Source organism: Sulfitobacter sp. OXR-159 (assembly GCF_034377145.1).
GTDB lineage: Bacteria > Pseudomonadota > Alphaproteobacteria > Rhodobacterales > Rhodobacteraceae > Sulfitobacter.
The window spans coordinates 3306176-3331606 of sequence record NZ_CP139707.1 but is presented as its reverse complement, the minus strand read 5'-3'; the positions used below and the strand labels follow the sequence as shown (position 1 = coordinate 3331606).

Genomic DNA, 25431 nt, shown 5'->3' with positions numbered 1-25431 from the left:
TATGGGGTTGGCGAAATTTCCGACCTATGGTCGGGCAAGTGATGCAAGGGGAATCGAGATGGCGGATCAACCAAAGCTGAGATTGGGCGTGAACATTGACCATGTGGCGACCGTGCGCAACGCGCGGGGCGGCGCCTATCCTGACCCGCTGCGCGCGGCCAAGATCGCGGAAAAGGCTGGCGCCGATGGCATCACCGCGCATCTGCGCGAAGACCGGCGGCATATCTCTGACGCCGATATCGAAGGGTTGATGGAGGTGCTTTCCGTCCCGCTGAACTTTGAGATGGCCGCCACCGACGAGATGCAAAAGATTGCCCTGCGCCACAGGCCCCATGCCGTCTGCATCGTGCCCGAAAAGCGCGAAGAGCGCACCACCGAGGGCGGGCTGGAAGTCGCCCGCGAGGAGAACAAGCTGGCCCATTTCATCGCGCCCCTGCGCGAGGCGGGCAGCCGGGTGTCGATCTTCATCGCCGCCGAGCCTGCGCAGATCGAAGCCGCCAATCGCATCGGCGCAGAGGTGATCGAACTGCACACCGGCGCTTATTGCGATGCCTTCGCCGAGGGCCGCTGGGACGAGGCGGATGTCGAGCTTAACAAGCTGCGCGAGATGTCGAGTTTCGCAGCTTCCCTCGGGCTTGAGGTTCATGCCGGACACGGGCTGACCTATGACACGGTGACCCCCATCGCCGCCTTTCCGGAGGTGCGCGAACTCAACATCGGGCACTTCCTGATCGGAGAGGCGATATTCCTCGGGCTGGAACCCGCCATAACCGAGATGCGCCGCCTGATGGATGAGGCCCGCGAGGGCTAAGCCCGCCAGTCTTCGGTGGCGAAAATCCACTCAATGGATGCCTTCTTCTGGACCCAAAACGGCTTTGACTGCGTTGGGCTGCCAGACTGGTTAACAAACCTAAGGAGGCACCAATGAGCGACCATATCGACACACTGAAGAAACTCCACACCCGCCTGATCGACAGCCGCGACGGCTATCGTGAATCCCGCAAGCAGGTCTCGGATGAGGCCGCTTTCGTCGGCTTCTTTGACCAGCGCATCGCTGAGCGCGAGAAGTTCCACACCGAATTGCACCGCCAGTTGGGCGTCGACGGCGTGGATGTCTCCGAAGAAGGCTCCGCCGCTGCATCGGCCCACCGTGGTTGGCTGAAACTGCGCGACGCGGTGACCGGCGATGACGAAGCCGTCTATGACGAAATCGTCAACGGCGAATCCGCTTTGGTCGAAAACTACGACGATGCGATCAAAGCCACCGCTGGCCGCCCCGGTTATGAGTTCCTGACCGAGCAGCGCGCCTCTGTGCAGCGCGCCATTGATGAGGCGAAAGCCGAAAAAGCGCGCCGCGCCACAGCCTAAGCTGCGCGACATCCCGAGTTTAACGCCGTTCCGTTCCGCGGGGCGGCGTTTTCGCGTCGTATTGCTGCTTTTCCTCGGCAACGGCGCATGATCTATTGTCGGTAAAGGGCGCATCGGCCCTGTCACGCGACAAGAATGGCACTCAATGATCCTCGGCATCGGTACTGATTTGGCAAATATCGAGCGTATCCAAGGCACGCTCGACCGCTTTGGCGACCGCTTCCGCAATCGTGTTTTTACTGACGTGGAACAGCGCAAGGCCGAGCGCCGCCGTGATGTGGCGGGCACCTATGCCAAACGCTGGGCCGCGAAAGAGGCCTGTTCAAAGGCGCTTGGCACCGGGCTGCGCATGGGCATTGCGTGGCGCGACATGGCGGTCAGCAATCTGCGCACCGGCCAACCCGTGATGGAAGTGACCGGTTGGGCCGCCGACCGTCTGGCCGCGATGACCCCGCCGGGGCATGAGGCAATCATCCATGTCACCCTGACCGATGACCACCCCTGGGCGCAGGCCTTTGTCGTGATCGAAGCGCGCGCCCTTGCCGATTGAGACCGCTCAGGCTGGCGCGCCCCGCCGTTTCGCGTCATATGCACGCGGGCAGGCCGATCCGGCCCTGCTTCCCTTGACTTGGCCCGCACGGCCCCGCATGTAACCCCAAACCGATATGTCAGGAGCGCCGCATGGCCGCCAAGGAAAAAACCGGCAACGCCTTTGTCGAAACCATCAAGACAATCTTCTGGGCGCTGCTGATCGCCGGTGTCTTTCGGACCCTGTTCTTCCAGCCCTTCTGGATCCCTTCGGGGTCGATGAAAGAGACGCTGCTGATCGGCGATTTCCTTTTCGTGAACAAGATGGCTTACGGCTATTCCTATGCGTCTTGCCCCAGCCTGATGCTCCCCGGTGTCGGGATCGAGATTGACGCCAAGGATGTCTGCGGTGTCTTCGATGGCGATAATGAGCGTCTCTTCGGGTCCGAGCCTGAGCGCGGCGATGTGGTGGTCTTCCGTCACCCCGTATCGGGCCGCGACTACATCAAGCGTCTGATTGGCCTGCCGGGGGACAAGGTGCAGATCCAAAACGGCGTCATCAGCCTGAACGGCACCCCGGTCAAAGTCGAAGATGCAGGCACCTTTGAAGAGGTCATGGCCCCGCAAGGCCCACAACAACTGCGCCCGCGTTGCGAAAACGGCCCCGTCGGGCAGGGCGGCACCTGCCTCAAAAGCCGCCAGATCGAAACGCTGCCCAATGGCGTCTCGCATCCGATCTTGAACATCACCAACCAGCAGTCGGACAACACGGGCGTCTATACCGTGCCTGAGGGGCATTACTTCTTCATGGGCGACAACCGCGACAATTCTGCCGATAGCCGGTTGGCGCAGCGCGCCGGTGGCGTGGGTTTCGTGCCGTTTGAGAACCTGATTGGCCGCGCGGATCGCATCATGTTCAGTTCTGCCGGGCGTTCGATGCTGTTCTTCTGGACATGGCGCAGCGACCGTTTCTTCGAAGCTGTAAGATGAAGCTAAGCGGAGACCTCAAAGCCTTTGAGGCGCGGATCGGCCACCACTTTGCCACGCCGGACCTGCTGGTGCGCGCCGTGACCCATGCCTCCATGTCCTCGGCCAACCGTGATGACAACCAGCGGTTGGAGTTTTTGGGCGACCGGGTGCTGGGCCTCGTCATGGCCGAGGCGCTGCTGGCGCTGGATCCCGGTGCGACCGAGGGGCAGTTGGCCCCGCGGTTCAACGCATTGGTGCGCAAGGAAACCTGCGCCGATGTGGCGCGCGAGATCGATCTGGGAAAGGTGCTGAAACTGGGCCGGTCTGAGATGATTTCGGGCGGGCGGCGCAAACAGGCGCTTTTGGGCGATGCGATCGAAGCGGTCATCGCTGCCGTCTATCTGGATGGCGGATTTGACGCGGCCAAGGCGCTGGTGCTGCGCCTCTGGGGCGACCGGCTCAAAACGGTTAAAGAAGACGCCCGCGACGCCAAAACCGCGTTGCAGGAATGGGCACAGGCGCGCGGGCTGACCCCGCCGCGCTATGTACAGACTGACCGCAGCGGCCCCGACCATGCGCCGGTCTTTACCATTACCGCGCGGTTGGACAACGGCGCCGAAGCCGCCGCCACCGCGCCCTCAAAACGCGCCGCCGAACAGGCCGCCGCCAGCACATTGCTGCGGCAATTGGAGAAGAACTCATGACCACCCGTGCCGGATTCGTCGCCCTGATCGGAGAGCCCAACGCGGGCAAATCCACGCTGCTGAACCGCATGGTTGGGGCCAAAGTCTCGATCGTAACGCATAAAGTCCAGACCACCCGCGCCCGCATCCGTGGCGTGGCGATGGAGGGCGACGCGCAGCTTGTCTTCGTCGACACGCCCGGCCTGTTCCAGCCGCGCCGCCGGCTTGACCGTGCCATGGTCGCCGCCGCTTGGGGCGGGGCTGCCGATGCGGATGTGATCGTGCTTTTGATCGAAGCGCACCGTGGCATGACCGAGGGTGTCGAGCGTATCCTTGAGGAGCTCGGCAACATCGCCAAGGGCCGCCGCGTGGCGCTGGCAATCAACAAGATCGACCGCGTTGAGGCACCTGTGTTGCTGGGTCTGACCGAGAAGATGAACGCAGCTTTCGATTTCACCGAGACTTTCATGATCTCCGCCGAGCGTGGCCACGGTATCGACACGCTGCGCCAGTGGCTGGCCGGAGAGGTGCCGGAAGGCCCGTGGCTCTACCCCGAAGACCAGATTGCCGACCTGCCGATGCGCAATATCGCGGCCGAGATCACCCGCGAGAAACTGACCCTGCGGCTGCATCAGGAACTGCCCTATCAGCTCACGGTCGAAACCGAGAACTGGGAAGAGCGCAAGGACGGCTCGGCCCGGATCGATCAGTTGGTCTATGTCGTGCGCGACGGTCACAAGGGCATCGTGCTGGGCAATAAGGGCGAGACGATCAAGGCCGTGGGCAAGGCGTCGCGCGAAGAGCTTGAAGAGTTCTTGGGCCGCAAGGTGCATCTGTTCTTGCAGGTCAAGGTTCGCGCCAACTGGCTGGAAGAGGCCGAGCGTTACTCCGAGATGGGCTTGGATTTCAAAGATGGCAACGACTGAGCGTAAAGGTCAGCCATGCCGCGTTTGACCGCGCGTTTCTGGGTCGATGCCTATCTCACCCGGCTGCGGTTGCAGGATATCCCGGCCTTTGTTGTGGCCCATGGCGATGACACCGGCGGCGCGGTGCTGGTGAAGCTGGCGACGCTGGACGGCAAAGCGGCGCTGTTTCAACGCTCTTTCGATCTGATGACTGGCGACCGGAGGTGGATTGAGCTGGCCGCGGGCGACGAGGTCGAGGTCGATGCCACCGTCACCCGCCAGCGCAGTTTTGACCCGGACCTCTGGGTGATCGAAGTTGAGGACCGTCAGGGTCGTCACCTGCTGAACGAGCCGGGGCTAAGCTGATGGAATGGCGCGATCAAGGCATATTGCTGAGCGCGCGGCGACATGGCGAGACTTCCGCGATCATCGAGGTCTTCACCCCCGAACAAGGCCGCCACGCCGGTGTCGTCCGCGGCGGGACCAGCCGCAAGATCGCGCCCAGCCTGCAACCCGGCGCGCAGCTTGACGTTGCATGGCGTGCGCGGCTGGAGGACCATATCGGCGCCTTTACCGTCGAGCCCCTGCGGAGCCGGGCTGCAGTGGCGATGCAGGACCGACTGGCGCTGGCGGGGTTGAATGCGGTGACGGCGTTGCTGTCCTTCTGTCTGCCGGAACGCGAACCGCATCCGGCCCTGTACCAGCGGACCGAGGCACTGTTAGATATGCTGGGGCAGGGCGATGTCTGGCCGCTGGCCTATCTGAAATGGGAGCTGCGTCTGTTGGAAGAGATGGGCTATGCGCTCGATCTGGAAAGCTGCGCGGTAACCGGGGTGAGCGAAGAGCTGATCTATGTTTCGCCCAAGTCGGGCCGCGCCGTTTCGGCCAAAGGCGCGGGGGAGTGGGCGAACCGGCTCTTGCCATTGCCGACAGTCCTACGCGGCGGCACGGGGAGCGATGCGGAGATTGCGCAGGGGCTTGTTACAACGGGCCATTTCCTTGCCGCGCATCTGGCGCGTGATCTGGGCGGCAAGCCTCTGCCCGAAGCCCGTGCGCGCTTTGTCGATGCCTTCAGTCGGCGGCTTTGAAGATCAGTCGTTCGCCGCTTTCATCCGACAGGATCAGCGTGTCGCCCAATACATCTGAGATGGTCACCTCTCCTAAAGCATTCAGAAATGCCGTCTCTGCCGCGAGGTCCGGGCAGGCGCGGCGGGTGGCCGCGATATGGCCCGCGTCGAACCACGGGTAGGGCACCGTCATCGCGGCGCTATAGGCGTTGCAGGGGGCCTGTCCGGCGATCTTGCCAGCTTCCGGAAAGGTCAGGGTCGCACGGGCGTCGAAGGGGGTGCCGTCCAGTTCCACCAAGACCCATGTCTTGTCTCCGCCGCCATAGGCACGAACGGTTTCGTCGCTCTGACATTGCGGTAGGGCGCTGAGGGCGGCGAGGATCAAGAAGCTGCGCATGGGCTGTCCTTTGGGTGGAAACGCTGCCTATGTCTCTGACAGAAGCAGCGCTTGCAACCCCGGACCGTTAACCCAGCAGCCGCCGCGCGATAACCTGCGCTTGGATCTCCGCAGCGCCCTCAAAGATATTCAAGATCCGCGCGTCACAAAGCACTCGGCTGATTTTGTATTCCAATGCGAATCCATTGCCGCCGTGGATCTGCAGGCCGTTGTCGGCGGCGGCCCAAGCGACCCGCGCGCCGAGCAGCTTGGCCATGCCTGCTTCGACATCACAGCGCCGTCCGGCGTCCTTTTCAAAGGCGCTGTAATAGGTCAACTGCCGCGCGATCATTAGTTCCACCGCCATCATCGCCAGCTTGCCCGACACGCGGGGGAAGTTGATCAGCGCCTTACCGAACTGCTTGCGGTCCTGGGCATATTGCATCGAGATATCGAGCGCCGATTGCGCCACGCCAATGGCGCGGGCGGCGGTCTGGATGCGGGCGGACTCAAACGTCTCCATCAGTTGCTTGAAGCCGCGTCCCTCTTCGCCGCCGAGCAGGTTCTCACCCTTCACCTCGAACCCGTCAAAGCCGAGTTCGTATTCCTTCATGCCGCGGTAGCCGAGCACCTCAATCTCGCCGCCGGTCATGCCGGGGGTGGGGAAGGGGTTGGCATCGTCGCCGGGGGTCTTTTCAGCCAAGAACATCGACAGGCCGCGATGGTCTGTCGTCTCAGAGTCGGTCCGCGCCAACAGTGTCATCACATGGGTGCGCGCGGCATGGGTGATCCATGTCTTGTTGCCGGTGACCTTATAGTCGTCCCCGTCCTTGACCGCACGGGTGCGCAGGCTGCCGAGGTCCGACCCGGTGTTCGGCTCAGTGAAAACCGCCGTGGGCAAAGTCTCGGCGCTGGCGATGCGGGGCAGCCATTTCTCTTTCTGCGCGTCGGTGCCGCCGCAGAGGATCAGTTCCGCCGCGATTTCCGAACGGGTGCCAAGCGAGCCCACACCGATATAGCCGCGCGAAAGCTCCTCGCTGACCACGCACATCGACGCTTTGGTCAGGCCGAGCCCGCCGTATTCCTCGGGAATGGTCAGGCCGAAGACACCCATTTCGGCCAGTTCTTCGATCACTTCGATAGGGATCAATTCGTCTTTCAGATGCCAATCGTGGGCATAGGGTTCGACCTTTTCGACCGCGTAGCGGCGGAACTGGTCGCGGATCATTTCAAGCTCTTCATCAAGCCCGCTGACGCCAAAGGTCACATCGGCGCTGCGCTCCTGCATCAGCTCCACCAGACGGCTGCGCGCGGCTTGGGTGTTGCCGCCGCGGGTCAGGGTGGTGATCGACGGCGCGTCGAGCGTGGCCTGATCCTCAGCGCTCAGCCCCAAATCTTGCAGGCGCAGTATCTCGCCTTGGTTCATCTGGATGCCGCCGCGCATCTGGCAAAGGTATTCGCCAAAGCCGATCTGGTGCAGCAGTTGCTCAACCTCGCCAAAGCGCCCGTCATCCTGCAGCCGTTCGGCCCAAAGCTGCATCTGTCGCAGCGCTTGGACATAGGTGGCGAGCCATGCGAGCCCGTGGGCGGCGGTTTGGTTGGCCTCGATCAGCTTGGCTGAGACGCGATCCCCCTCGCTCACCTGCGCGCGGACGGCGGCGGTGGCGGTTTCCAGCAGCCGATCCAACGGCGGCAGCGTCGCGCCGGTGAGCCCGATCAGATCGTCGAGAATTACGCTATGCATCGTCATATCCTGACCATCATGTGCCATGAGCTGTCCTTTCTTGCTTGGGGAAGACATAGACCTTTCGCAGTCGCAGCACAACAAAGATACGTTTTACTGCAGCATTTTGTTTTAATCTTGCGTGCTTATTTTTGACGTGCGGCTGCCCAAGGGGGTGCTATGTAGCGGTATGGACAGTATTTTCCCCTTTCTCACCCCGTTCGAATTCTATGCTGCACTTGCAATCGGCCTCTGTGGCGGGTTCGTGAAGGGCGTTGTCGGTTTTGCTCTGCCGCTCGTACTCATATCTGGTCTCACGACCTTTATGGCGCCCGAATTGGCGCTGGCGGGGCTGATTCTGCCGACAGTGCTGGCCAACGCGTTCCAAGCGCTGCGGCAGGGGCCGCAGGCGGCGCTGCGCTCGATCCGGTTGTTCTGGGTTTTCTTGGTTTGCGGCGGCGTGATGCTGGTGCTCTCCGCGCAGATGGTGCGGCTGGTGCCCGCCACGGTGATGCTCTTGATGATCGGGGTGCCGGTGGTGCTGTTCGCGCTGCTGCAACTGTCCAAGCATAAATTCCACCTGCCGCAGCGCTCGGCCAAGGTTGAGGCGCTGGTGGGCGGTTTTGCCGGGGCCGTCGGAGGGATTTCGGGCATCTGGGGGCCGCCCACGGTGGCCTATCTCACCGCGCTCGGGACCGAGAAACATGACCAGATGCGAATCCAAGGTGTGATCTACGGGCTGGGCGCTGTGGCGCTTTTGGCGGCGCATATCGGGTCAGGAGTGCTGAATGCGCAGACATGGCCGTTTTCGGCGCTGCTGATCCTGCCGGTGATGCTGGGCGTCTGGCTGGGCAGCAAGGTGATGGACCGGGTGGACCCGGTGCTGTTCCGCAAGATGACGTTGCTGGTGCTGATGGTGGCGGGGTTGAACCTGATCCGACGGGCGATCTTTTAAGCGGGTCCAGAAATAAGCGTGCAGCATGACCAGCTATCATCAGCCTATGCCAATGGGTTGGCGATTTGGCAAGGTTTGGCCCGCACTAGGCAGTGCTCACCATGGGCGCGGCATTGTGGCAGGAGGCGCGACAGATCACCGACCAGTAGGCAGGGGGTGGTCTAAAGATTTTGATCGCAAAGCATCGTTTGCCATGGTCAAATCGTGCGTATCATTTGTAGGGGCTGTTGCGCTAGCGCTCTCATCGCTTCTTCGAAGCGACTGCCGCGCGACGCCTTTTGCTTTGCAAAAGGCTTGGTGGAGCCTAGCGGGATCGAACCGCTGACTCAGAGTAGCCGCGAAGCGGATGCGCGTCAGTCAGCCCCTCTATCGGGTGATACTTATCTTATATCTGAAAGAGGGATGATGGTGGAGCCTAGCGGGATCGAACCGCTGACCTCCTGCATGCCATGCAGGCGCTCTCCCAGCTGAGCTAAGGCCCCATCGTGGATCATGTGATCCGGGTCGTTCTGTGCCGCTAATTAGGCGCTGGCGGTGGCGGGATCAAGCGGAAAATTGACCCCGCCGCCGATTAATTAATCCTCGTCGTCCGAGGCCACATCGGCCAGATCGTCGAGCGGAACTGTATCGTCATCATCGTCGTCGTCATCAAGGATATCGTCATCCAGATCCACGTCGACCGCATCATCGTCATCGACCAGCGATTCGTCGTTCGCCTTGTCGCCCTTCTTGGCTTTGGCTGTGACCGCATCCTCGGCATCCGCCGCGATCATGCGCGACTTGGAGTTGTCGACCTCGACCTCTTCGCCCGTGTAGGGGCTGATGATCGGATTCTTATTGAGGTCATAGAAGCGCTTGCCCGTAGTGGGGCACAGGCGCTTGGTTCCCCATTCTTCGTTGGGCATGAAACACCCCTTTATAATATTGCTGTTGCGTGTAGATGATTCCGGCCAAGTGCCATATGAGGGGGGCACTGTCAAAGGCTTTGGCCTCTATCTAGGGACGTTGCTCCGGTAATGAAAGACCCTGTGCTGCCCGGCAACCCGCCGATTCCGCTGATCCTGCGCCGTTCGGCGCGCGCGCGACGCATCTCTTTGCGGATCTCGCAGTTGGACGGGCGGGTCACTCTGACCATGCCCAAACGCTTGGCCGAGCGTGAGGCTCTGGCCTTCGCCGAGACCAAACAGGACTGGATTCGCCAGCATCTTGCCGCGCGGGGCGAGGATGTGATCGTGGCGCCGGGGGCTGAGGTGCCGGTGGGCGGCAAGGTGCTGCGGGTGCGCGGCGGGCAGGGGCGTGAGATGCAAGGGAGGGGCGTGCGGATCGGCCCCGAAGAAATCTTCGTGCCCGGCCCGAAGGAGAGCATCGGCAAACGTCTTGCGGCGCATCTGCGCGAAGTGGCCCGCGACCGCCTCGCCGGGGCCTGTGACGACTATGCCGCGCTGCTGGGCAAGCCCTACGCCCGGATCACCCTGCGCGACACGCGCTCTCGCTGGGGGTCTTGCACCAGTGATGGCAGGCTGATGTTCTCGTGGCGGCTGATCATGACCCCGCCCGAGGTGCTGGATTATGTCGCTGCCCATGAGGTCGCGCATCTGGCGCAGATGAACCACTCGCCCGCCTTCTGGGCCGAGGTCACGCGGATATACGGTGATTATCAGGCCCCCCGCCAATGGCTGCGCGACCATGGCGGCGGGCTGCATCGCTACCGGTTCTAGGCAAGGGTCGCAAAGCGCGCCTTCAGCAGTGCTTCGGCATATTCATCCTCGGCCGTGCTGTCATGCACCACGCCACCACCGACATTCAGCCGCAACCGCCCATCGGCGTGGCAGGTTGCCGTGCGGATTGCCACGTTGAACTGCATGGCCCCCGTGGGGGCGATCCAGCCCACCGCGCCGCAATAGGCATCGCGCGGTGCGGGCTCTAGCGCGCGCAGGATCTGCATAGCGCGAATCTTGGGCGCACCGGTGATTGAGCCACAGGGGAAGAGCGCATGGAAGATGTCGGCCAAACGTTTCCCCGGGAAGACCTGTGCCGTAATGCGCGAGGTCATTTGATGCAGGGTTTCATAGGTTTCGATCTCGAATAGCTTTGGCACCACGACGCTGCCCACCTCGGCAATCCGACTGATGTCGTTACGCAATAGGTCCACGATCATCAGATTTTCCGCCATGTTCTTTTCCGAAGCGGCGAGGTCGGCGCGCAGCTTGGCATCTTCCTGAGCATCCCGCCCGCGCCGTGCGGTGCCCTTCATCGGACGCGCAGTCAAATGCCCCTGCTCAGTCAACGCAAAGAAAAGCTCGGGCGAGCGCGACAGCAACACGGGGCCTCCAAGATCGACCAGAGCGCCATATGCCACCTGCTGGCGCTCACGCAGCCGGGCATAAAGCGCCGCAGGCGTGCCGGTAAAGTGCCCCTCCATCCCGAACGTCAGATTGGCCTGATAAATGTCTCCCGCAGTGATGAAATCCTGCACCTGCGCAAAGGCCGCCTCATATTGTGCGAAGTCCCAATCCGGGGTCAGGTCAGACAGAGCCGCGTCGCCTGTTTCCGTCTCAAACCGATGTGGCAAGGGCGCATCGAACACCCCAAAACGGAGCAGCGGCAGGCCACGCCCCGCAGGCATCAGATCGCGCAGTTTGCCCGAACCGAGGTAGCCCAACTCATAGCTCGCATAGCCTGCCAGCCACGCGCCTCCTGTCTGCGCCGCCTCAAGGGCCGCAAACGCTGCAGGCACTTCCTCGGGTTTCTGCGCGCTGATGATCTGTTGAGGCGCGCAGAAACCCGTGCCATCGCCCAGCGGGCCGTTATCAAAAAGGACGCAAGGGCCAGCCATGCCGGGCCTTAAAAGTCCGCAGGCACACGCATATCGCGCAAGGGCCGCACGATATCGATGGATTCTTGATAGATCGGATGCGCCTTATAGGCGGCAAGTGCCTCGGCATCGGGGAATTCGGCATAGACAACCACATCCACATCGCCCGAAAGCGCATCGACGCGGGTGTTTTCGCAGATCTCGAAAGTTGTCGAATGCGGGATGTCGGCCAGTTTCCAAAGCCCCGCCACGATCGTGGGCAAGTCTTTGGGGTCTTTGGCCGAGAAAAAGACCACGTGACGGATGAAGTTTCGTTTGGTCAAGGCGCGTCTCCTTTGGCGGTTTTATCCCCGATAAATCGCCGCAGGGTCCGGGACAACGGGTGATTGCACTTGGGTGCGCAAAATGCCGCGCTTGACGGGTGGCCAATTTGTGATCACAACCGCATCATGAACCTCAGCCCCCGCCCTGTCGAGGCCACGCCGCTGGCCCATGATCGTGTCTACCGCCGCCTGCGCGCGCGGATCATGCACGGCGATCTGCCGCCCGGTCATGCCCTGACCCTGCGCGGCATCGGTAAGGAATATGAGGTCTCGATGACGCCCGCGCGCGAAGCGGTGCGGCGTTTGGCGGCCGAAGGCGCGCTCACGATGTCGGCCTCTGGGCGCATCTCCACCCCCGAACTCAGCAACGAACGGATCGAAGAATTGGCCGCCCTCCGCGCGCTTCTGGAGGTCGAACTCGCTTCTCGCGCCTTGCCGCGCGCACATATGGCGCTGATCGAGCGGATGCAGACCATCAACACCAATATCGCCGAGGCCGTGGCCCACCGTGATGCGGTCAGCTACATCCGCACCAACCTCGAATTCCACCGAACGCTTTATCTGCGCGCCCAAGCACCCGCCATGCTCGCCATGGCGGAAACAGTTTGGCTGCAACTCGGCCCCACCATGCGCGCGCTCTATGGCCGCCTGCGCCGGACCGAGCCCCCGCATTTCCATCGGTTGATCATCGCCGCCCTGCGCGCCGGGGATGAGCCGGGGCTGCGACTGGCGGTGCGCTCTGATGTCACCCAAGGTTTGCGGATGCTGGCCAGTTAACTGCTGGCCCCATGCTCAGCTCGCCGCGCCCTCTTTTGGCGGCGCGACAGGCTCGACCATCCAATGCGTGCCGGTTGATAAAATACAGCTCATTCCATCGGGCCGGCTTATCAACACGGTAAAGCTGCCGCTTTCAGCCGAGGCAAAAACTTCGATCAGCGCGTTCGGGTTTTGCAGGCCCCGCGCCGAAAGGGTCTCGCCATAGGAGGCTTCCAATTGCGCAGCGAGCGCCGCACGCGGGGCGCAGGCCAGAGCCTGAGCAAAGACCGGTGGCCCGGTGCAGGCCATGCCAAAAAGCAGGGCGGCGGTGAGAATACGTTTATACATGACAGGCTCCCTTGTGCTGTGGTCAACAAGGGCATCCGGCGGCACAGGGGTGTCGCAGACGCCATGTAGTATAAATATCGGCTGCGTTGAGGCCGTTTGCAAATCACACCGGGTCACATATGCGGCGCTTGACAGGTGCGCGGCAGAGGCGCATCTACGCTTCATGGAACAGACCTGCTTCACAACAGTCTATTATCCCCGCTCCTAACTGGCGCGGCACCTATTCCCATATCCACAAGCCGCCACAGCGCGGCTTTGCTTGTCTCCCTGTGGCGATCACAGAAAGAGACGACATGCCCCCCATTCGACCCGTCCAAAAGTCCGACCTGCCAATGGTCGTCGATCTGGCCCATGCGCTTGCCGCCTACCACGGCGACACCGCCACACTCACGCTGGCCGCTCTGGAACGAGACTGCCTTGGCCCCGCGCCTTGGCTGACACTCTTGGTCGCCGAAGGCGTGACCGGCCTGCATGGCTATGCGGCGCTCTGCCCGCAGATGCAGTTGCAATTCGGCGCAAGGGGGATGGACCTCCACCACCTCTTTGTCTGCGACACCGCCCGCGGGCGCGGCATCGGCAAAGCACTGGTGGAGGCAGCGCTGGAGCACGCCAAGGCGCAGGGTTGCAGCTATGTGACCGTGGGAACAGATACAAAAAACCGGCGCGCGCAGGGGTTCTACCGCGCCGCCGGTTTCGATCAAATCACGCCTGATCCGCGTTTTCGGCGGCGGCTGGCTTAGGCAGCCAGTCCTTTTCGGCCCATCTCAAGGAACTTAGTCCGGCGCTCTTTGACCAAAGTCTTGCCGTCCTTGCCGTCGAGTTCCTTGAGCATGGCTTCGATCGATTTGCCCACTGCGTTGATCGACTCTTCGGCATGACGATGCGCGCCGCCCATCGGTTCCGGAATGATCCGGTCAATGACACCAAGGGTCTTCAGCTCATTCGCCGTCAAACGCATCTGCTCAGCCGCTTCGCGCATCTTCTCGCTGTCTTTCCACAGGATCGACGCACAGCCTTCGGGCGTGATCACCGAATAAACCGAATGCTCCAGCATCGCGACGCGGTTCGCCGTGGCAAAAGCCACCGCCCCGCCAGAGCCGCCTTCGCCAACGATCACACTAATCAGCGGCACACCAATCTGCAGACATTTTTCCGTCGAGCGGGCAATCGCCTCAGACTGGCCGCGCTCCTCTGCACCCTTACCGGGATAGGCCCCGGGCGTGTCGACGATGGTGACCACGGGGAGGTTAAACTTATCCGCCAGTTCCATCAAACGCACCGCCTTGCGATAACCCTCAGGCCGCGCCATGCCGAAATTACGCTCAATCCGGCTCTTGGTGTCATTGCCCTTCTCATGGCCAATCACCACTACCGGCGTATCGTTAAAGCGCGCCAACCCACCCATAACGGCCAGATCATCGGCAAAATTGCGGTCGCCTGCCAGCGGTGTGAATTCCGTGAAAAGCGCTTCGATATAGTCTTTGCAATGGGGCCGCTCTGGATGACGCGCCACCTGACATTTGCGCCATGGCGTCAATGAGCCATAAAGGTCTTCGAGCATCCCCGCCGCTTTTTTGTCCAGCGCGCGGGCCTCATCGGTGATGTCCATCTCTTCGTTGGACCGGGCCAATGCCCGCAGCTCTTCCGCCTTGCCTTCGATCTCGGCCAGCGGTTTTTCGAAATCCAAATATTGGGTCATTGCATGCTCCGGCTTGTTGCCCTGTTATATGGAGCGCAACGCGCCGGTTTGCAACGCGGGTTTGACAGGCAGGCAGGCGCAGACCCTAACCTCTTCATCCTTTTTCAAATACCCGCGGGGGTCCGGGGGCAGCGCCCCCGGCGGTCTGCCACAGGCGCTCAGCCCCCGGCGATCATCTCGGACTGGCGCACAATCACCTCGGCCTGTTTGATGCTGGCGATGTCCACCAGACGCCCCTTATAGACCGTCGCCCCTTCGCCCTTCGCCTTGGCTTCTTCCATCGCCGCGAGAATCTCCCGCGCCTCGGCCACGGCCTCCTCGGAGGGCGTGAAAACCTCGTTGCTCAGCGCGACCTGTTTGGGGTGGATCGCCCATTTGCCAACCATGCCCAGCGTGGCCGATCGCCGCGCCTGCGCGCGGAAACCCTCGTCATCCGAAAAATCGCCAAAAGGTCCGTCGACCGGCAGCACGCCATGGGTGCGGCAGGCGGCGACGATGGCGGCCTGCGCCCAGTGCCACGGGTCCGACCAATGCTTTTGCTCACCGCGCTGCATATAGTAGTTTTCCTGCGTGCCGCCGATGCCGGTGGTCTGCATGCCCATGGAGGCAGCGAAATCCGCGGCCCCCAGCGACATCGCCTGCAAACGCGGAGAAGAGGCGGCGATCTCTTCCACATGGGCGATACCGGCGGCGGATTCGATAATCACCTCAAAGCTGATCTTCTTCTCTCGCCCCTTGGCGGTCTCGACCGCCGTCACCAGCGCGTCGACGGCATAGACATCCGCCGCGCAGCCCACCTTGGGGATCATGATCTGGTCGAGCCGCTCGCCCGCCTGCTCCAGCAGTTCCACCACGTCACGGTACCAATAGGGCGTGTCCAACCCGTTGATCCGGACCGAAAGTGTCTTCTTGCCCCAGTCGATCTCCGAGATCGCCTTGATGATATTGGCGCGCGCGCTGTCCTTGTCCGAAGGTGCCACGCTGTCTTCGAGGTCGAGGTTGATCACATCGGCATCCGAGGCCGCCATCTTTGCAAAGATCGCCGGGCGGGAGCCGGGGCCGAACAATTGGCAGCGGTTCGGGCGGGCAGGGGCGGCAGGCTGAATACGGAAGCTCATGGGGCACCTATGGGTAATTTTGTTTCATCATCAGTCCCCATTCTGGTATGAAATTGCGCCGTCAATCGCAAGGAGGTTTTCGCAGTCGCAGCATTTCAATGATTTTTGTGGCCTCGCGGCGCAGCGCACGAATTTTGCGCAGCCAACGGTAATTCGCGGGAAATCCTGCGCATTTGCATGCAGATGCGTCGACAACGCCACGCACTTGCGTATTCTCGCGCGCAATATGCGGACAAATTCAATGCCGGAGGCTTGCCATGATCAAAACCCCCTATCTGCTCTTTCTGGGCGACGCGCCTGACTCTCTGTCCGCCAAAGTCGCCCAAGGCATCAAGGACTGGCGCCCCGACAATGCGGTCGGTCAGTTTCGCATGGAAGGCTGCAAGGCCGATCTCGGCTTGCAAGACATGACGCTGGCCGAAGCGCGTGAGGCGGGGGCCGAGACATTGGTCATCGGCGTCGCCAACCGTGGCGGCAAGATCAGCGCGGCTTGGAAAGAGGTGCTGATCGAGGCGCTGAACATGGGCTTCGACATCGCCTCTGGCCTACACAACCTGTTGCGCAACGAAGCCGATCTGGTCGCCGCCGCCAAGGCGAGCGGCACAACCCTGCATGACGTGCGCGTGCCCAGTGTCGAATATCCCATTGCGGACGGTAAGAAACGCAGCGGCAAACGGGTTCTGGCCGTGGGCACCGATTGCTCGGTCGGGAAAATGTACACCGCCCTCGCGCTGGATGAGGCGATGCGCGAAAAAGGCATGAAAAGCACCTTCCGTGCCACGGGCCAGACCGGCATCCTGATCACCGGCGAAGGCGTGCCGTTGGATGCCGTGATCGCCGATTTCATGGCCGGGTCGGTGGAATATCTCACGCCCGACAATGATGACGACCATTGGGACATCATCGAAGGGCAGGGCAGCCTGTTCCACGTCTCCTACTCAGGCGTGACCATGGCGCTGATCCACGGCGGCCAACCCGATGCGCTGATCCTCTGCCATGAGCCAACCCGGACCCATATGCGCGGCCTGCCGGAATACAGCTTGCCAAGCATGGAAGCGGTCCGCGACGTGGCTCTGACACTGGCGCAGGTGGCCAACCCCGACTGCAAGGTCGTTGGTATCTCGGTCAATACCTACCACATGCCTGAGGCCGAGGCGGACGCCTATCTGGCCGAGGTCGAAGAGCGTCTTGGCCTGCCTGCGGTCGATCCCTTCCGTCAGGGTGCTGCACGACTGGCCGATGCGCTGGCGGCGCTGTGATCATGCAGATCGACGTTACCGCAGATACGTTCAAACTGGCACAGGTCTTTACCATCAGCCGTGGTTCGCGGACCGAGGCCAAAGTGCTGACCGTCCGCGTGACCGATGGTGGCGTGACCGGCTGGGGCGAATGCGTGCCCTACGCGCGCTATGACGAGACCCTCGAATCGGTCACGGCTGAGATCAACGGCTTGCCCGGCGATATCACCCGCCAAGCGCTCTATGACCTTTTGCCTGCCGGGGCCGCACGCAACGCGGTAGACTGCGCGCTGTGGGATCTGGAAGCCAAACGCGCGGGCAAGCGCGTTTGGGAACTGGCCGGGCTGACGGCCCCGGGGCCGGAAGTCACGGCCTATACCCTCTCGCTGGACGAACCCGAGGCGATGCGCGCGCAGGCCGCGAAACACAGCCATCGGCCCCTGCTCAAGATCAAGCTCGGCACGCCTGATGACATGCCCCGGCTCGAAGCCGTGCGCGCAGGTGCGCCCGATGCCACCATCATCATCGACGCCAATGAGGGTTGGTCGGCAGAGGTCTACGCCGACCTTGCGCCCCATCTGGTGCGCCTTGGCGTGGCGTTGGTCGAACAACCCTTGCCCGCAGGGGACGACGACGCGCTCTTGGGCATGGACCGCCCCGTGCCGGTCTGCGCCGATGAAAGCTGCCATGACCGTGCCAGCCTGCCCGGCCTCAAGGGCAAATACGACGTGGTGAACATTAAGCTCGACAAGACCGGCGGGCTGACCGAAGCGCTGGCGCTGCGCGATGCGGCGCGGGCCGAAGGGTTCGACGTGATGGTCGGCTGTATGGTCGGATCGTCGCTGGCGATGGCCCCGGCGACGCTGGTCGCCCAAGGCGCGAAGGTGGTGGACCTTGACGGCCCGCTGCTTCTGGCCGAAGACCGCGACAATGCTTTGAAATTCGACGGCGCGGGCGTGCATCCCCCCGTGGCCGCGCTCTGGGGGTGACCATGCGAACTGTCTATGTAAACGGCGAATACCTGCCCGAGGATCAGGCCAAGGTCTCGATCTTTGACCGGGGGTTTCTGATGGCCGATGGGGTCTATGAGGTGACGAGCGTGCTGGATGGCAAGCTTATCGCTTTTGACGGCCATGCCGAGCGTCTGACCCGCTCAATGAACGAGCTCGACATGCGTGCGCCTGCGACCACCGAAGAACTGCTGGAAATTCACCGCGAGTTGGTGCGGCTGAATGACATCAAAGACGGGCTGATCTACCTTCAGGTCACGCGCGGGTCGGATGGCGACCGTGATTTCGCCTTCCCCGATCCCGAAACCACCGCGCCGTCGCTGGTTCTGTTCACCCAGTCGAAACCGGGTCTGGCCGACAACCCTGCCGCCCGTGATGGCATCCGCGTCATCAGCATCGAAGACATCCGCTGGGGCCGTCGCGACATCAAAACGGTGCAGCTTCTCTACCCATCGATGGGCAAGATGATGGCCAAGAAGGCGGGTGTCGAAGACGCTTGGATGGTCGAAGACGGTTTCGTCACCGAAGGCACCTCGAACAACGCCTATATCGTGAAAGACGGCAAGATCGTCACGCGCGAGACCTCCAGCGACATCCTGCACGGCATCACCCGCAAGGCGGTGCTGGAACTGGCCCGTGAGGCACAGATGCAGGTCGAAGAGCGTAACTTTACCATCGAAGAGGCACAGCAGGCGGATGAGGCGTTTGTGACCTCGGCCAGTGCTTTTGTGACCCCCGTAGTTGAGATTGACGGCGCCAAGATCGGCAGCGGCACGCCGGGCAAATTGGCGCCCCGTCTGCGCGAAATCTATCTCGAAGAGATGCGCAAAACCGCGATCTGAGTTTCAGAACCGCGATAAAACCAGCCCCGCCGCCACCAGCGCGGCGGCGGAGATGCGGGTGGGAGTTATGGCCTGCACCGTCAGGCCCAAAAGCCCCGTCGCATCGATGATCAGCGCCGCGCTTAGCTGGCCGAGGATCAGGGCTGAGATCACCGTCAGCGCCCCCAGCGTCGGGATCGCCCAGAGCACCGACCAGACGTAGAACGCCCCCAGCACACCACCCAGCAGCAAGACCGGCGAAGCCGAAGCCGCGCGGGGCAGGGCGCCCAACTCTCCGCGCATCAGCAAGACCCCCAGCAGGATCGCGAACCCCACGCCAAAGGACACCGCCGCCGCAGCGACCCCGCTGCCGATGTTGCGGCCCAAGGCGGCGTTGATCGGGGTCTGCAGGGCGACAGCCGCGCCCGCGACGGCCACGATGATAAGGGCGAGGATTGGGGTGTTCATGATGTCTCCGGCTATGGCTTGGCCCAGCATGGGACTTGCCCGGTCGGACGCAAGGGCTTTCGCAGGTCTGACCATCGCGGATAGTGTGGCGCAAAGTGAGGAGGCCATGATGCGCAACGAGATTGACCGGGCAGAGATGGAAGCAGCCGTGGGCCGCGAATTAGGCGTCTCGCCGTGGTTCATGATGGATCAGGCGCGGATCGACGCCTTTGCCGATGTGACCGAAGATCACCAGTTCATCCATGTCGATCCCATCCGCGCCGCAGAAACCGACTTCGGCGGCACCGTGGCGCATGGGATGCTGACCCTGTCGATGATGTCGGGCATGGCTTATGGCGCGTTGCCAGTGATGACGGGGGCCAAGGCGTCGATCAACTACGGGTTCGACAGCGTGCGTTTTATCGCGCCTGTGCATTCTGGCAAGCGTATCCGCGGCCGGTTCACATTGGCCGAGGCGCAGACGCGGGGGCGGGGCGATCTGATGACCCGCTTCGCGGCGAAGGTTGAGATTGAGGGGGCCGACCGACCCGCGGTTAAGGCGGATTGGCTCGTGCTCTACCAGTTTTAGCCGCCCCCTCGGTGTGCGGTTAGCCGTATTCTACAAGGGTGATGTTCGGTATGTCCGCTTCGGTCAGCCCTTCCAATATGCCGAAAGATAAGCCTGCTCTTTGCAGCAACACCGCCTCGCGGTCCGGATCGTAGACCATCTCCAGCGGGTCTTCTGCGTAGTAATCTACGGCCAGCAGATCTTCGTCTGTGTCAAAATCGGTGATCACCACGGCAGGGGGGCCGGGATCATTTGTATAGGTGAGGTTAAACAGGTCTCCGTCCTCGCCGCCGGTTGCGATGTCGCCGTTGTCGAGTGTCATGCGGTCATTGCCTGCGCCACCATAGACCGTGTCGGCCGAGGCATCGTTATCCAACGTATTGAAAGTGTCGTTACCTTCTCCGCCATAAAGCTGGTTAAAGCCTTGACCATCTTGGATGAAATCATTGCCCGCCCCACCATAAATCGTGTCATTCCCTGCATCGTCGGAATCATAGGGTACGCTGTCATTGCCAGCGCCTAGGAATATCCAGTCGTCGCCCGCGCCCCCGGAGATCGTATCGTTGCCCGCTCCGCCATAAATCGAGTCATCGTCGTTTCGACCGCTGATATTGTCGTCACCGGCGCCGCCATCGATGTTATCATTGCCATCACCGCCGATGCCGCGATCTGCGCCGTTGCCAAGGTTGATTATGTCATCCCCGTAATCGCCCCAGACGCGATCATTACCACCACCGGAATCAATCACATCATCGCCATCGCGACCGGCGATATCGTCAGTGTTATCACTTCCGGTAATCGTATCGTCGCCGCCACGCCCGGTGATAAACCCGCCTTCGTCCCGCGCGACGATGACATCATCGTCATTGCTGCCATGAAAGGATTGAACGTCATCGGGTACAAGTAAGGTATCCATTGATGTATCCGTGGGTTCAGGCGGATCTTCGGGGCGGTCATCATCTGAATCGTCGTCGTTCAAGTTAAGGATGAGGCCGAGGCCCAGCAAAGCTGGAAGTGCGAAAAAAGCGAGCATGAGGCAGTATCTCCTGATGGGAATACGCCAACACTCAGTGAAAAATTTACCTAAATCAAGTTATGTAAAATTTCTTTGTTGCCCAACTGCGAACAGTAGCGGCGCTATAACCGCTACTGTATCTACATGGTGTTCAATATTCAGCCTTTACCGACATTCTCCTCAAACGCGGTTTTGAACGCCTCTTTCTGACTGTCCTTCGCATCCGTCTGATGATTGGCTTTCCACTCGTCCATTGTCATCCCGTAGAACAGCTCGCGGGCCTCTTCCTTGCCCATGTCGATGCCACGCTCATTGGCGGCTTCCTGATACCAGCGCGACAGGCAGTTGCGGCAAAATCCGGCGAGGTTCATCATGTCGATGTTCTGCACATCGGTCCGGTCTTCCATCAGGTGTTTCTGCAACCGGCGAAAGGCGGCGGCTTGCAGTTCGATCTCGTGTTGGCTGGGCATTGCAGCTTCCTTCTCATATCACTGGACGGCACCGCGAGGGACCGTCATTCTGATGAAACCTTTGACAGGCACTCATGGGGGCGCTAGGCCACCGGATAGGCGATGTTATCGTTAACATTCGCTTTGGGGACATAGGACACGAAGGAACAGATATGAGACGTTTGCGCAATGTAAAGATCGTGGCCACACTCGGGCCAGCCTCCGAAACCCGAGAGGTGATCGCGGCATTGCACAACGCCGGTGCAGATGTTTTCCGGCTCAACATGAGCCACGGCAGCCATGAAGAGATCCGCGAAAAGCACCGTATCATCCGCGAGATCGAGAAAGAGACCGGCGGCGCGATTGGCATTTTGGCTGACCTTCAGGGGCCGAAGCTGCGCGTGGGTGTTTTCGAGGGCGACGGGCCGACCTTGGAAGAAGGGGCATCCTTCCGGCTTGATCTTGATGAGGCGCCGGGCGATGCGGCCCGTGTTTGCCTGCCCCATCCCGAAATTTTCGCAGCCCTTGAGCCGGGCGCGAGCCTGTTGGTGAATGACGGTAAAATCCGTCTGAAGGTGCGCGACTGCGGTCCTGATTTTGCCGATTGCGAAGTCGTGACGGGCGGTGTGATCTCGAACCGCAAGGGCGTAAACGTGCCCGACGTGCTGCTGCCTTTGGCCGCCCTGTCCGAGAAGGACCGCGCTGATCTGGAGTTCGTCTGCGAGTTGGGGGTCGATTGGCTCGCCCTCAGCTTTGTCCAGCGGCCCGAGGATGTGACCGAGGCGCGCGATCTGGTCAAAGGCCGAGCGGCGATCCTGTCGAAAATCGAAAAGCCCGCCGCGGTGGAGCGTTTCGAGGCGATCTTGGATGTCAGCGACGGCATCATGGTGGCGCGCGGCGATCTGGGCGTGGAGCTGCCCGTGCAGAACGTGCCGCCGATCCAGAAGCGTCTGGTGCGCAAATGCCGGGCGGCGGCCAAGCCGGTGATCGTGGCGACTCAGATGCTCGAATCGATGATCGAAAGCCCGATGCCGACCCGCGCCGAAGTGTCGGACGTGGCCACGGCGATCTATGAAGGCGCGGATGCGGTGATGCTGAGTGCGGAATCAGCCGCCGGGGATTACCCGCTGGAGGCCGTGGCGACGATGGATAACGTCGCCCAAGAGGTCGAGGCCGATCCGACCTATACGCAGATCATCGAATCTTCGCGCACGGCGGACCGTACCACCGTGGCCGACGGGATCGTCGCCGCCGCGCGTGAGATTGCCGAGACGACGGACATCAAGGCGATCTGCTGTTTCACCCAATCGGGCACCACCGCGCTGCTGACCGCGCGCGAACGCCCCCGCGTGCCGATCATCGCGCTGTCGCCACTGGTCAATACCGCGCGCCGTCTGGCGCTGAGCTGGGGCACGAATTGCATCATCACCGATGGGCATGACCGGTTCAAACTGGCCGTCCTCAGCGCCGCGCGGGCGGCATTGTCAGAGGGCTACGCCGGGCCGGAGGATCATATCGTGGTGACAGCCGGTGTGCCTTTCAACGTGCCGGGCAGCACCAATATTCTGCGCGTGGCGCCCTGTGACGAACGTTTGATTTACGCCTCCGATCCGGAGTAGCCTTCCTCAACTAGGGGGATGTTGCGTGTGAACTCTGACTTGGCAATGGTGGTCGGCATCGTTCTGGCGGTGCTGTCGATCCCTTCGATCCTCTCTGCGGTGACCGACCGTCGGTCGCCGCGCGCCTCGGCCATCACGATCTTGATTGCTGCCGGGCTGATCGTCTTTGCCCTGCAGAAAAATCCGGGGCGCTATTCCTTCGAGACGCTGCCGGATGTCTTCGTTTCCGTGGCGGCGGACCTGTTGCCTTAAGCGCGTCCACAGCGCTGCTCAAAACCTCTTGCATCCTTGCCCGGGCGCGCCTATACGGCGCATCTTAGCCTGCACGACCGGCCTCAAGTGGCATGCCGAGTCGTGTTTATACCGAACTCAAAAGACGGAGACGGAAATGCCCAAGATGAAGACGAAATCGAGCGCCAAAAAGCGCTTTAAGGTCTCGGCGACTGGTAAGGTCATCGGCAGCCAAGCTGGCAAACAGCACGGTATGATCAAGCGGACCAACAAGTTCATCCGTAACGCACGCGGCACGACAACACTGTCCGAGCCCGATGCAAAGATCATCAAGGGCTTCATGCCCTACGCCCGCTGATATAGGAGTACCGAGATGTCCCGAGTTAAAGGTGGTACAGTCACCCACGCGCGTCACAAGAAGATCATCAAAGCCGCAAAAGGCTATTATGGTCGGCGCAAGAACGTCTTTAAGGTCGCCACACAGGCGGTCGACAAGGCCAACCAATATGCAACCCGTGACCGCAAGAATCGCAAGCGCAACTTCCGCGCTCTGTGGATCCAGCGGATCAACGCCGCCGTGCGCAGCCACGACGAAGCGCTGACATACAGCCGCTTCATCAACGGTTTGTCGTTGGCCGGTATCGAAGTGGACCGTAAGGTTCTGGCCGATCTGGCCGTGCATGAGCCCGAAGCCTTTGGCGCGATCGTCAAACAGGCGCAGGACGCACTGGCAGCCTAAGCTGACGTTGTTTTGAATTTGCGAAAGCCCCGCCTGATGGCGGGGCTTTTTGCGTTTGGGGGATCTGCGTTTCGGGGCGGGCGCACGGGCCTTGCCATAATCTTGCCCCGATAATCCCTTGCCACGGCCTTGCCTGCTCCTCACCCCCATGGACAATCTGCCCCAACGACAGGTCACTGTGCAGCCTATCTGCACCGGTGCCGCAGTAATTATCGTTGTTGGTCGGCAGGTTATTTAAAAAAGGTGGGGACGTTTATGCCCGGAATTGTAATCAACAGGTTGGACGAAGACCCCCATGAAACGGTCCACGGCATCCGCGACGATACCAGTTCGCGCGGTGTCGATTTGGATGGGGCGCGGATCACGCTGACCTATGCGGATGGCACGACCGAGACGCTGACTTGGCACGCGACAGACCTCTATACGAATGGCGCGGCGGTTGGCGAGAACACGCAGATGTCCTTTGGCTATGACTGGCACCATCTGGAAACGACCAAACCTCTGGCCACTATGGAGATTGACCTCCAGCCCGCCAGTTCGGTTTTCGATACCACCACAGCCCCGGATGACGATCCGAACGGCGGCTCTACCCCTACGTCGCTAGAGGGGTTTCCCTTCCGGGTAAGCGCAGACTCGCGGGATTTGGCCGGTGATCTTGAGGTGACCTACGCTGGCATCGTCAATCTGGCGGGTAGCCCGCCTGCGGGGGATCTTTTCACCACCATGACCGTTGATTTCTCCGCTCTGCCCAAGGGTGGGCTTGTGGGAAGTCTGGATTGGAAGTCCGACATCGACACGATGCGCGAGGAGGGGGATCTCGTCTCGACCGGCGTGGCCTGTTTCACGCGCGGCACCTTGATCACCACCGACAAGGGCGATCTGCCGGTCGAAACCTTGGCCCCCGGCGCGCGCGTGCTGACCCAAGGCAGTGGCTATCAAGAGCTTGTCGCCGCACTGCGCCGCTCTGTCGGGGCGTCGGAACTGGCGAGGAACCCCAAGCTGTATCCCATTCGGATCTCTGCTGGGGCATTGGGCGCGGGCCTGCCCAAACGCGATCTCATGGTCTCGCGGCAGCACCGCATGGTTGCGCGCTCGGGAATCGTGAAGCGGGTTTGCGGGGCCATGGCGGTGCTCGTCGCCGCCATCCGGCTGACCGAACTGCCGGGGGTGCATATCGACGATCGTGTGGCGCAGGTGGAATATTTCCACCTGATCTTCAAGCAGCACGAGGTCCTCTATGCCGAGGGCGCGCCGAGCGAGAGCTTCCTGCTGACCGCCGAGACGATCGGCACCCTAAGTCATGCGCAGCGCGAAGAATTCGCTGCACTCTTTCCCACCTTGGTCGCGGGCGACGGTTTTGGCGCATCCGCGCATCCGATCCCACCCGGGGCGGTGCAAAAACGGCTGATCGAAAAGCACAAGAAGAACGGGCGCGCGTTGCTATCGGTCTAACGTGTCGGGGTCATAGGGGTTCAGGCTGGCGGGGGGCAGGCTGATGCCGTCCTGCGCGGCCCGATGGGCGATCGCCTCTTCGCTGCGGCCCAGTTGCACGGCGATCACGGGAGGCGCTGTGCCCTCTGCCGCCAGAATGCGAAGCTGCTCAAGGTCTGCGGCGCTCCATGGGGCGCCGGTGCTGCGGTCATAATCTGCCATGTCGGAGG

The 25431-nt window shown here is 61.7% G+C and carries 33 protein-coding genes and 1 tRNA gene; 21 read left to right on the top strand and 13 right to left on the bottom strand.

Annotation, left to right across the window (positions count from 1 at the left end; genetic code table 11):
- The first annotated feature begins 58 nt into the window (after positions 1-58).
- The 8 genes from T8A63_RS17115 (at position 59) to recO (ending at position 5541) form a co-directional block, all read left to right on the top strand.
- Positions 59-811, top strand: a complete 753-nt coding sequence (locus T8A63_RS17115) for a pyridoxine 5'-phosphate synthase (RefSeq protein ID WP_067627712.1) — start codon at positions 59-61, stop codon at positions 809-811.
- A gap of 113 nt (positions 812-924) precedes the next feature.
- Positions 925-1368, top strand: coding sequence for a PA2169 family four-helix-bundle protein (locus tag T8A63_RS17110; protein ID WP_322344513.1), 444 nt, complete (start codon positions 925-927; stop codon positions 1366-1368).
- A gap of 145 nt (positions 1369-1513) precedes the next feature.
- Positions 1514-1918: a holo-ACP synthase gene (gene acpS / locus T8A63_RS17105; protein WP_322344512.1), complete on the top strand. Its 405-nt coding sequence runs from the start codon at positions 1514-1516 to the stop codon at positions 1916-1918.
- Between the two features lie 131 nt (positions 1919-2049).
- Positions 2050-2886: a signal peptidase I gene (gene lepB / locus T8A63_RS17100; RefSeq protein ID WP_067916223.1), complete on the top strand. Its 837-nt coding sequence runs from the start codon at positions 2050-2052 to the stop codon at positions 2884-2886.
- Complete coding sequence (gene rnc / locus T8A63_RS17095) at positions 2883-3569, top strand: ribonuclease III (RefSeq protein ID WP_322344511.1); 687 nt, start codon at positions 2883-2885, stop codon at positions 3567-3569. Before lepB ends, rnc begins: the two co-directional genes overlap by 4 nt.
- Positions 3566-4474 (top strand): GTPase Era, encoded by a 909-nt coding sequence (gene era, locus T8A63_RS17090; protein WP_120351965.1) that lies wholly within the window; start codon positions 3566-3568, stop codon positions 4472-4474. Before rnc ends, era begins: the two co-directional genes overlap by 4 nt.
- A gap of 15 nt (positions 4475-4489) precedes the next feature.
- Positions 4490-4819, top strand: coding sequence for a DUF1491 family protein (locus T8A63_RS17085; RefSeq protein ID WP_322344510.1), 330 nt, complete (start codon positions 4490-4492; stop codon positions 4817-4819).
- Positions 4819-5541: a DNA repair protein RecO gene (gene recO, locus T8A63_RS17080; protein WP_322344509.1), complete on the top strand. Its 723-nt coding sequence runs from the start codon at positions 4819-4821 to the stop codon at positions 5539-5541. Before T8A63_RS17085 ends, recO begins: the two co-directional genes overlap by 1 nt.
- Here recO and T8A63_RS17075 read toward each other — a convergent pair.
- Together T8A63_RS17075 and T8A63_RS17070 are read right to left on the bottom strand one after the other, a co-directional pair.
- The gene (locus T8A63_RS17075) at positions 5525-5917 is read right to left on the bottom strand and encodes an META domain-containing protein (protein ID WP_067935575.1); all 393 of its coding nucleotides are present in this window, start codon (positions 5915-5917) and stop codon (positions 5525-5527) included. The genes recO and T8A63_RS17075 overlap by 17 nt on opposite strands.
- Before the next feature lie 67 nt (positions 5918-5984).
- Positions 5985-7667, bottom strand: coding sequence for an acyl-CoA dehydrogenase family protein (locus tag T8A63_RS17070; RefSeq protein WP_067624753.1), 1683 nt, complete (start codon positions 7665-7667; stop codon positions 5985-5987).
- Between the two features lie 142 nt (positions 7668-7809).
- On the opposite strand from T8A63_RS17070, the gene T8A63_RS17065 reads away from it, so the two are divergent.
- A complete protein-coding gene (locus T8A63_RS17065; RefSeq protein WP_067624757.1) occupies positions 7810-8574 on the top strand; it encodes a sulfite exporter TauE/SafE family protein in 765 nt (254 codons plus the stop codon).
- 406 nt (positions 8575-8980) lie between these two features.
- On the opposite strand, the gene T8A63_RS17060 is transcribed toward T8A63_RS17065, so the two are convergent.
- Positions 8981-9056: transfer RNA gene (locus T8A63_RS17060), tRNA-Ala, on the bottom strand.
- A 93-nt stretch (positions 9057-9149) separates the two neighbouring features.
- Positions 9150-9479, bottom strand: coding sequence for a TIGR02300 family protein (locus T8A63_RS17055; protein ID WP_067624760.1), 330 nt, complete (start codon positions 9477-9479; stop codon positions 9150-9152).
- Positions 9480-9590: 111 nt separating this feature from the next.
- Here T8A63_RS17055 and T8A63_RS17050 point away from each other — a divergent pair, with 111 nt between their 5' ends.
- Positions 9591-10292 carry a M48 family metallopeptidase gene (locus T8A63_RS17050; RefSeq protein ID WP_067624763.1) on the top strand — a complete coding sequence of 234 codons (702 nt, stop codon included), beginning with the start codon at positions 9591-9593 and terminating at the stop codon, positions 10290-10292.
- Here the strand turns inward: T8A63_RS17050 and T8A63_RS17045 are convergent.
- Positions 10289-11410, bottom strand: coding sequence for an aminodeoxychorismate synthase component I (locus tag T8A63_RS17045; protein WP_322344508.1), 1122 nt, complete (start codon positions 11408-11410; stop codon positions 10289-10291). The genes T8A63_RS17050 and T8A63_RS17045 overlap by 4 nt on opposite strands.
- Positions 11411-11418: 8 nt before the next feature.
- Entirely contained in the window at positions 11419-11712 is a 294-nt protein-coding gene (locus T8A63_RS17040; RefSeq protein WP_067624770.1) for a Dabb family protein, read from the bottom strand.
- 126 nt (positions 11713-11838) lie between these two features.
- Here T8A63_RS17040 and T8A63_RS17035 point away from each other — a divergent pair, with 126 nt between their 5' ends.
- The gene (locus T8A63_RS17035; RefSeq protein ID WP_067624773.1) at positions 11839-12489 is read left to right on the top strand and encodes a GntR family transcriptional regulator; all 651 of its coding nucleotides are present in this window, start codon (positions 11839-11841) and stop codon (positions 12487-12489) included.
- A gap of 15 nt (positions 12490-12504) precedes the next feature.
- Here the strand turns inward: T8A63_RS17035 and T8A63_RS17030 are convergent, their stop codons facing one another.
- A complete protein-coding gene (locus tag T8A63_RS17030; protein ID WP_322344507.1) occupies positions 12505-12816 on the bottom strand; it encodes a hypothetical protein in 312 nt (103 codons plus the stop codon).
- A 293-nt stretch (positions 12817-13109) separates the two neighbouring features.
- On the opposite strand from T8A63_RS17030, the gene T8A63_RS17025 reads away from it, so the two are divergent.
- Positions 13110-13556: a GNAT family N-acetyltransferase gene (locus T8A63_RS17025; RefSeq protein WP_322344506.1), complete on the top strand. Its 447-nt coding sequence runs from the start codon at positions 13110-13112 to the stop codon at positions 13554-13556.
- On the opposite strand, the gene T8A63_RS17020 is transcribed toward T8A63_RS17025, so the two are convergent.
- Both T8A63_RS17020 and T8A63_RS17015 read right to left on the bottom strand, forming a co-directional pair.
- Entirely contained in the window at positions 13553-14515 is a 963-nt protein-coding gene (locus T8A63_RS17020) for an acetyl-CoA carboxylase carboxyltransferase subunit alpha (RefSeq protein ID WP_317390219.1), read from the bottom strand. The two genes, T8A63_RS17025 and T8A63_RS17020, sit on opposite strands and share 4 nt — an antisense overlap.
- Before the next feature lie 158 nt (positions 14516-14673).
- Positions 14674-15633: an L-malyl-CoA/beta-methylmalyl-CoA lyase gene (locus T8A63_RS17015; protein WP_322344505.1), complete on the bottom strand. Its 960-nt coding sequence runs from the start codon at positions 15631-15633 to the stop codon at positions 14674-14676.
- A 257-nt stretch (positions 15634-15890) separates the two neighbouring features.
- Between T8A63_RS17015 and dgcN the strand changes: the two genes are divergently transcribed.
- Genes dgcN through T8A63_RS17000 form a run of 3 tightly spaced genes read left to right on the top strand, consistent with a single transcriptional unit; the run spans position 15891 to position 18723 of the window.
- A complete protein-coding gene (dgcN, locus tag T8A63_RS17010; protein WP_322344504.1) occupies positions 15891-16892 on the top strand; it encodes an N-acetyltransferase DgcN in 1002 nt (333 codons plus the stop codon).
- A gap of 2 nt (positions 16893-16894) precedes the next feature.
- Complete coding sequence (gene dgcA / locus T8A63_RS17005; RefSeq protein ID WP_322344503.1) at positions 16895-17860, top strand: N-acetyl-D-Glu racemase DgcA; 966 nt, start codon at positions 16895-16897, stop codon at positions 17858-17860.
- Between the two features lie 2 nt (positions 17861-17862).
- The gene (locus T8A63_RS17000; RefSeq protein WP_322344502.1) at positions 17863-18723 is read left to right on the top strand and encodes a D-amino-acid transaminase; all 861 of its coding nucleotides are present in this window, start codon (positions 17863-17865) and stop codon (positions 18721-18723) included.
- Positions 18724-18726: 3 nt separating this feature from the next.
- Here the strand turns inward: T8A63_RS17000 and T8A63_RS16995 are convergent, their stop codons facing one another.
- Positions 18727-19170, bottom strand: coding sequence for a DMT family transporter (locus T8A63_RS16995; RefSeq protein ID WP_322344501.1), 444 nt, complete (start codon positions 19168-19170; stop codon positions 18727-18729).
- Between T8A63_RS16995 and T8A63_RS16990 the strand changes: the two genes are divergently transcribed.
- Positions 19169-19738, top strand: coding sequence for a MaoC family dehydratase (locus T8A63_RS16990; RefSeq protein ID WP_322344500.1), 570 nt, complete (start codon positions 19169-19171; stop codon positions 19736-19738). The two genes, T8A63_RS16995 and T8A63_RS16990, sit on opposite strands and share 2 nt — an antisense overlap.
- 19 nt (positions 19739-19757) lie before the next feature.
- Here the strand turns inward: T8A63_RS16990 and T8A63_RS16985 are convergent, their stop codons facing one another.
- A complete protein-coding gene (locus T8A63_RS16985) occupies positions 19758-20750 on the bottom strand; it encodes a calcium-binding protein (RefSeq protein WP_067624796.1) in 993 nt (330 codons plus the stop codon).
- Positions 20751-20890: 140 nt separating this feature from the next.
- Complete coding sequence (locus T8A63_RS16980; RefSeq protein ID WP_322344499.1) at positions 20891-21202, bottom strand: DUF1244 domain-containing protein; 312 nt, start codon at positions 21200-21202, stop codon at positions 20891-20893.
- Positions 21203-21354: 152 nt separating this feature from the next.
- Here T8A63_RS16980 and pyk point away from each other — a divergent pair, with 152 nt between their 5' ends.
- The 5 genes from pyk to T8A63_RS16955 all read left to right on the top strand — a co-directional run bounded on the left by pyk (position 21355) and on the right by T8A63_RS16955 (position 25222).
- Complete coding sequence (gene pyk / locus T8A63_RS16975) at positions 21355-22800, top strand: pyruvate kinase (protein ID WP_067624802.1); 1446 nt, start codon at positions 21355-21357, stop codon at positions 22798-22800.
- A gap of 27 nt (positions 22801-22827) precedes the next feature.
- Positions 22828-23052: a hypothetical protein gene (locus tag T8A63_RS16970; RefSeq protein ID WP_067624919.1), complete on the top strand. Its 225-nt coding sequence runs from the start codon at positions 22828-22830 to the stop codon at positions 23050-23052.
- 136 nt (positions 23053-23188) lie between these two features.
- Positions 23189-23389 carry a 50S ribosomal protein L35 gene (gene rpmI / locus T8A63_RS16965; protein WP_007118125.1) on the top strand — a complete coding sequence of 67 codons (201 nt, stop codon included), beginning with the start codon at positions 23189-23191 and terminating at the stop codon, positions 23387-23389.
- Positions 23390-23404: 15 nt separating this feature from the next.
- Positions 23405-23770 carry a 50S ribosomal protein L20 gene (gene rplT / locus T8A63_RS16960; RefSeq protein ID WP_007118124.1) on the top strand — a complete coding sequence of 122 codons (366 nt, stop codon included), beginning with the start codon at positions 23405-23407 and terminating at the stop codon, positions 23768-23770.
- A gap of 255 nt (positions 23771-24025) precedes the next feature.
- A complete protein-coding gene (locus tag T8A63_RS16955) occupies positions 24026-25222 on the top strand; it encodes a Hint domain-containing protein (protein ID WP_322344498.1) in 1197 nt (398 codons plus the stop codon).
- Here the strand turns inward: T8A63_RS16955 and T8A63_RS16950 are convergent.
- Positions 25211-25423 carry a hypothetical protein gene (locus T8A63_RS16950; RefSeq protein WP_322344497.1) on the bottom strand — a complete coding sequence of 71 codons (213 nt, stop codon included), beginning with the start codon at positions 25421-25423 and terminating at the stop codon, positions 25211-25213. The genes T8A63_RS16955 and T8A63_RS16950 overlap by 12 nt on opposite strands.
- Positions 25424-25431 lie beyond the last annotated feature (8 nt).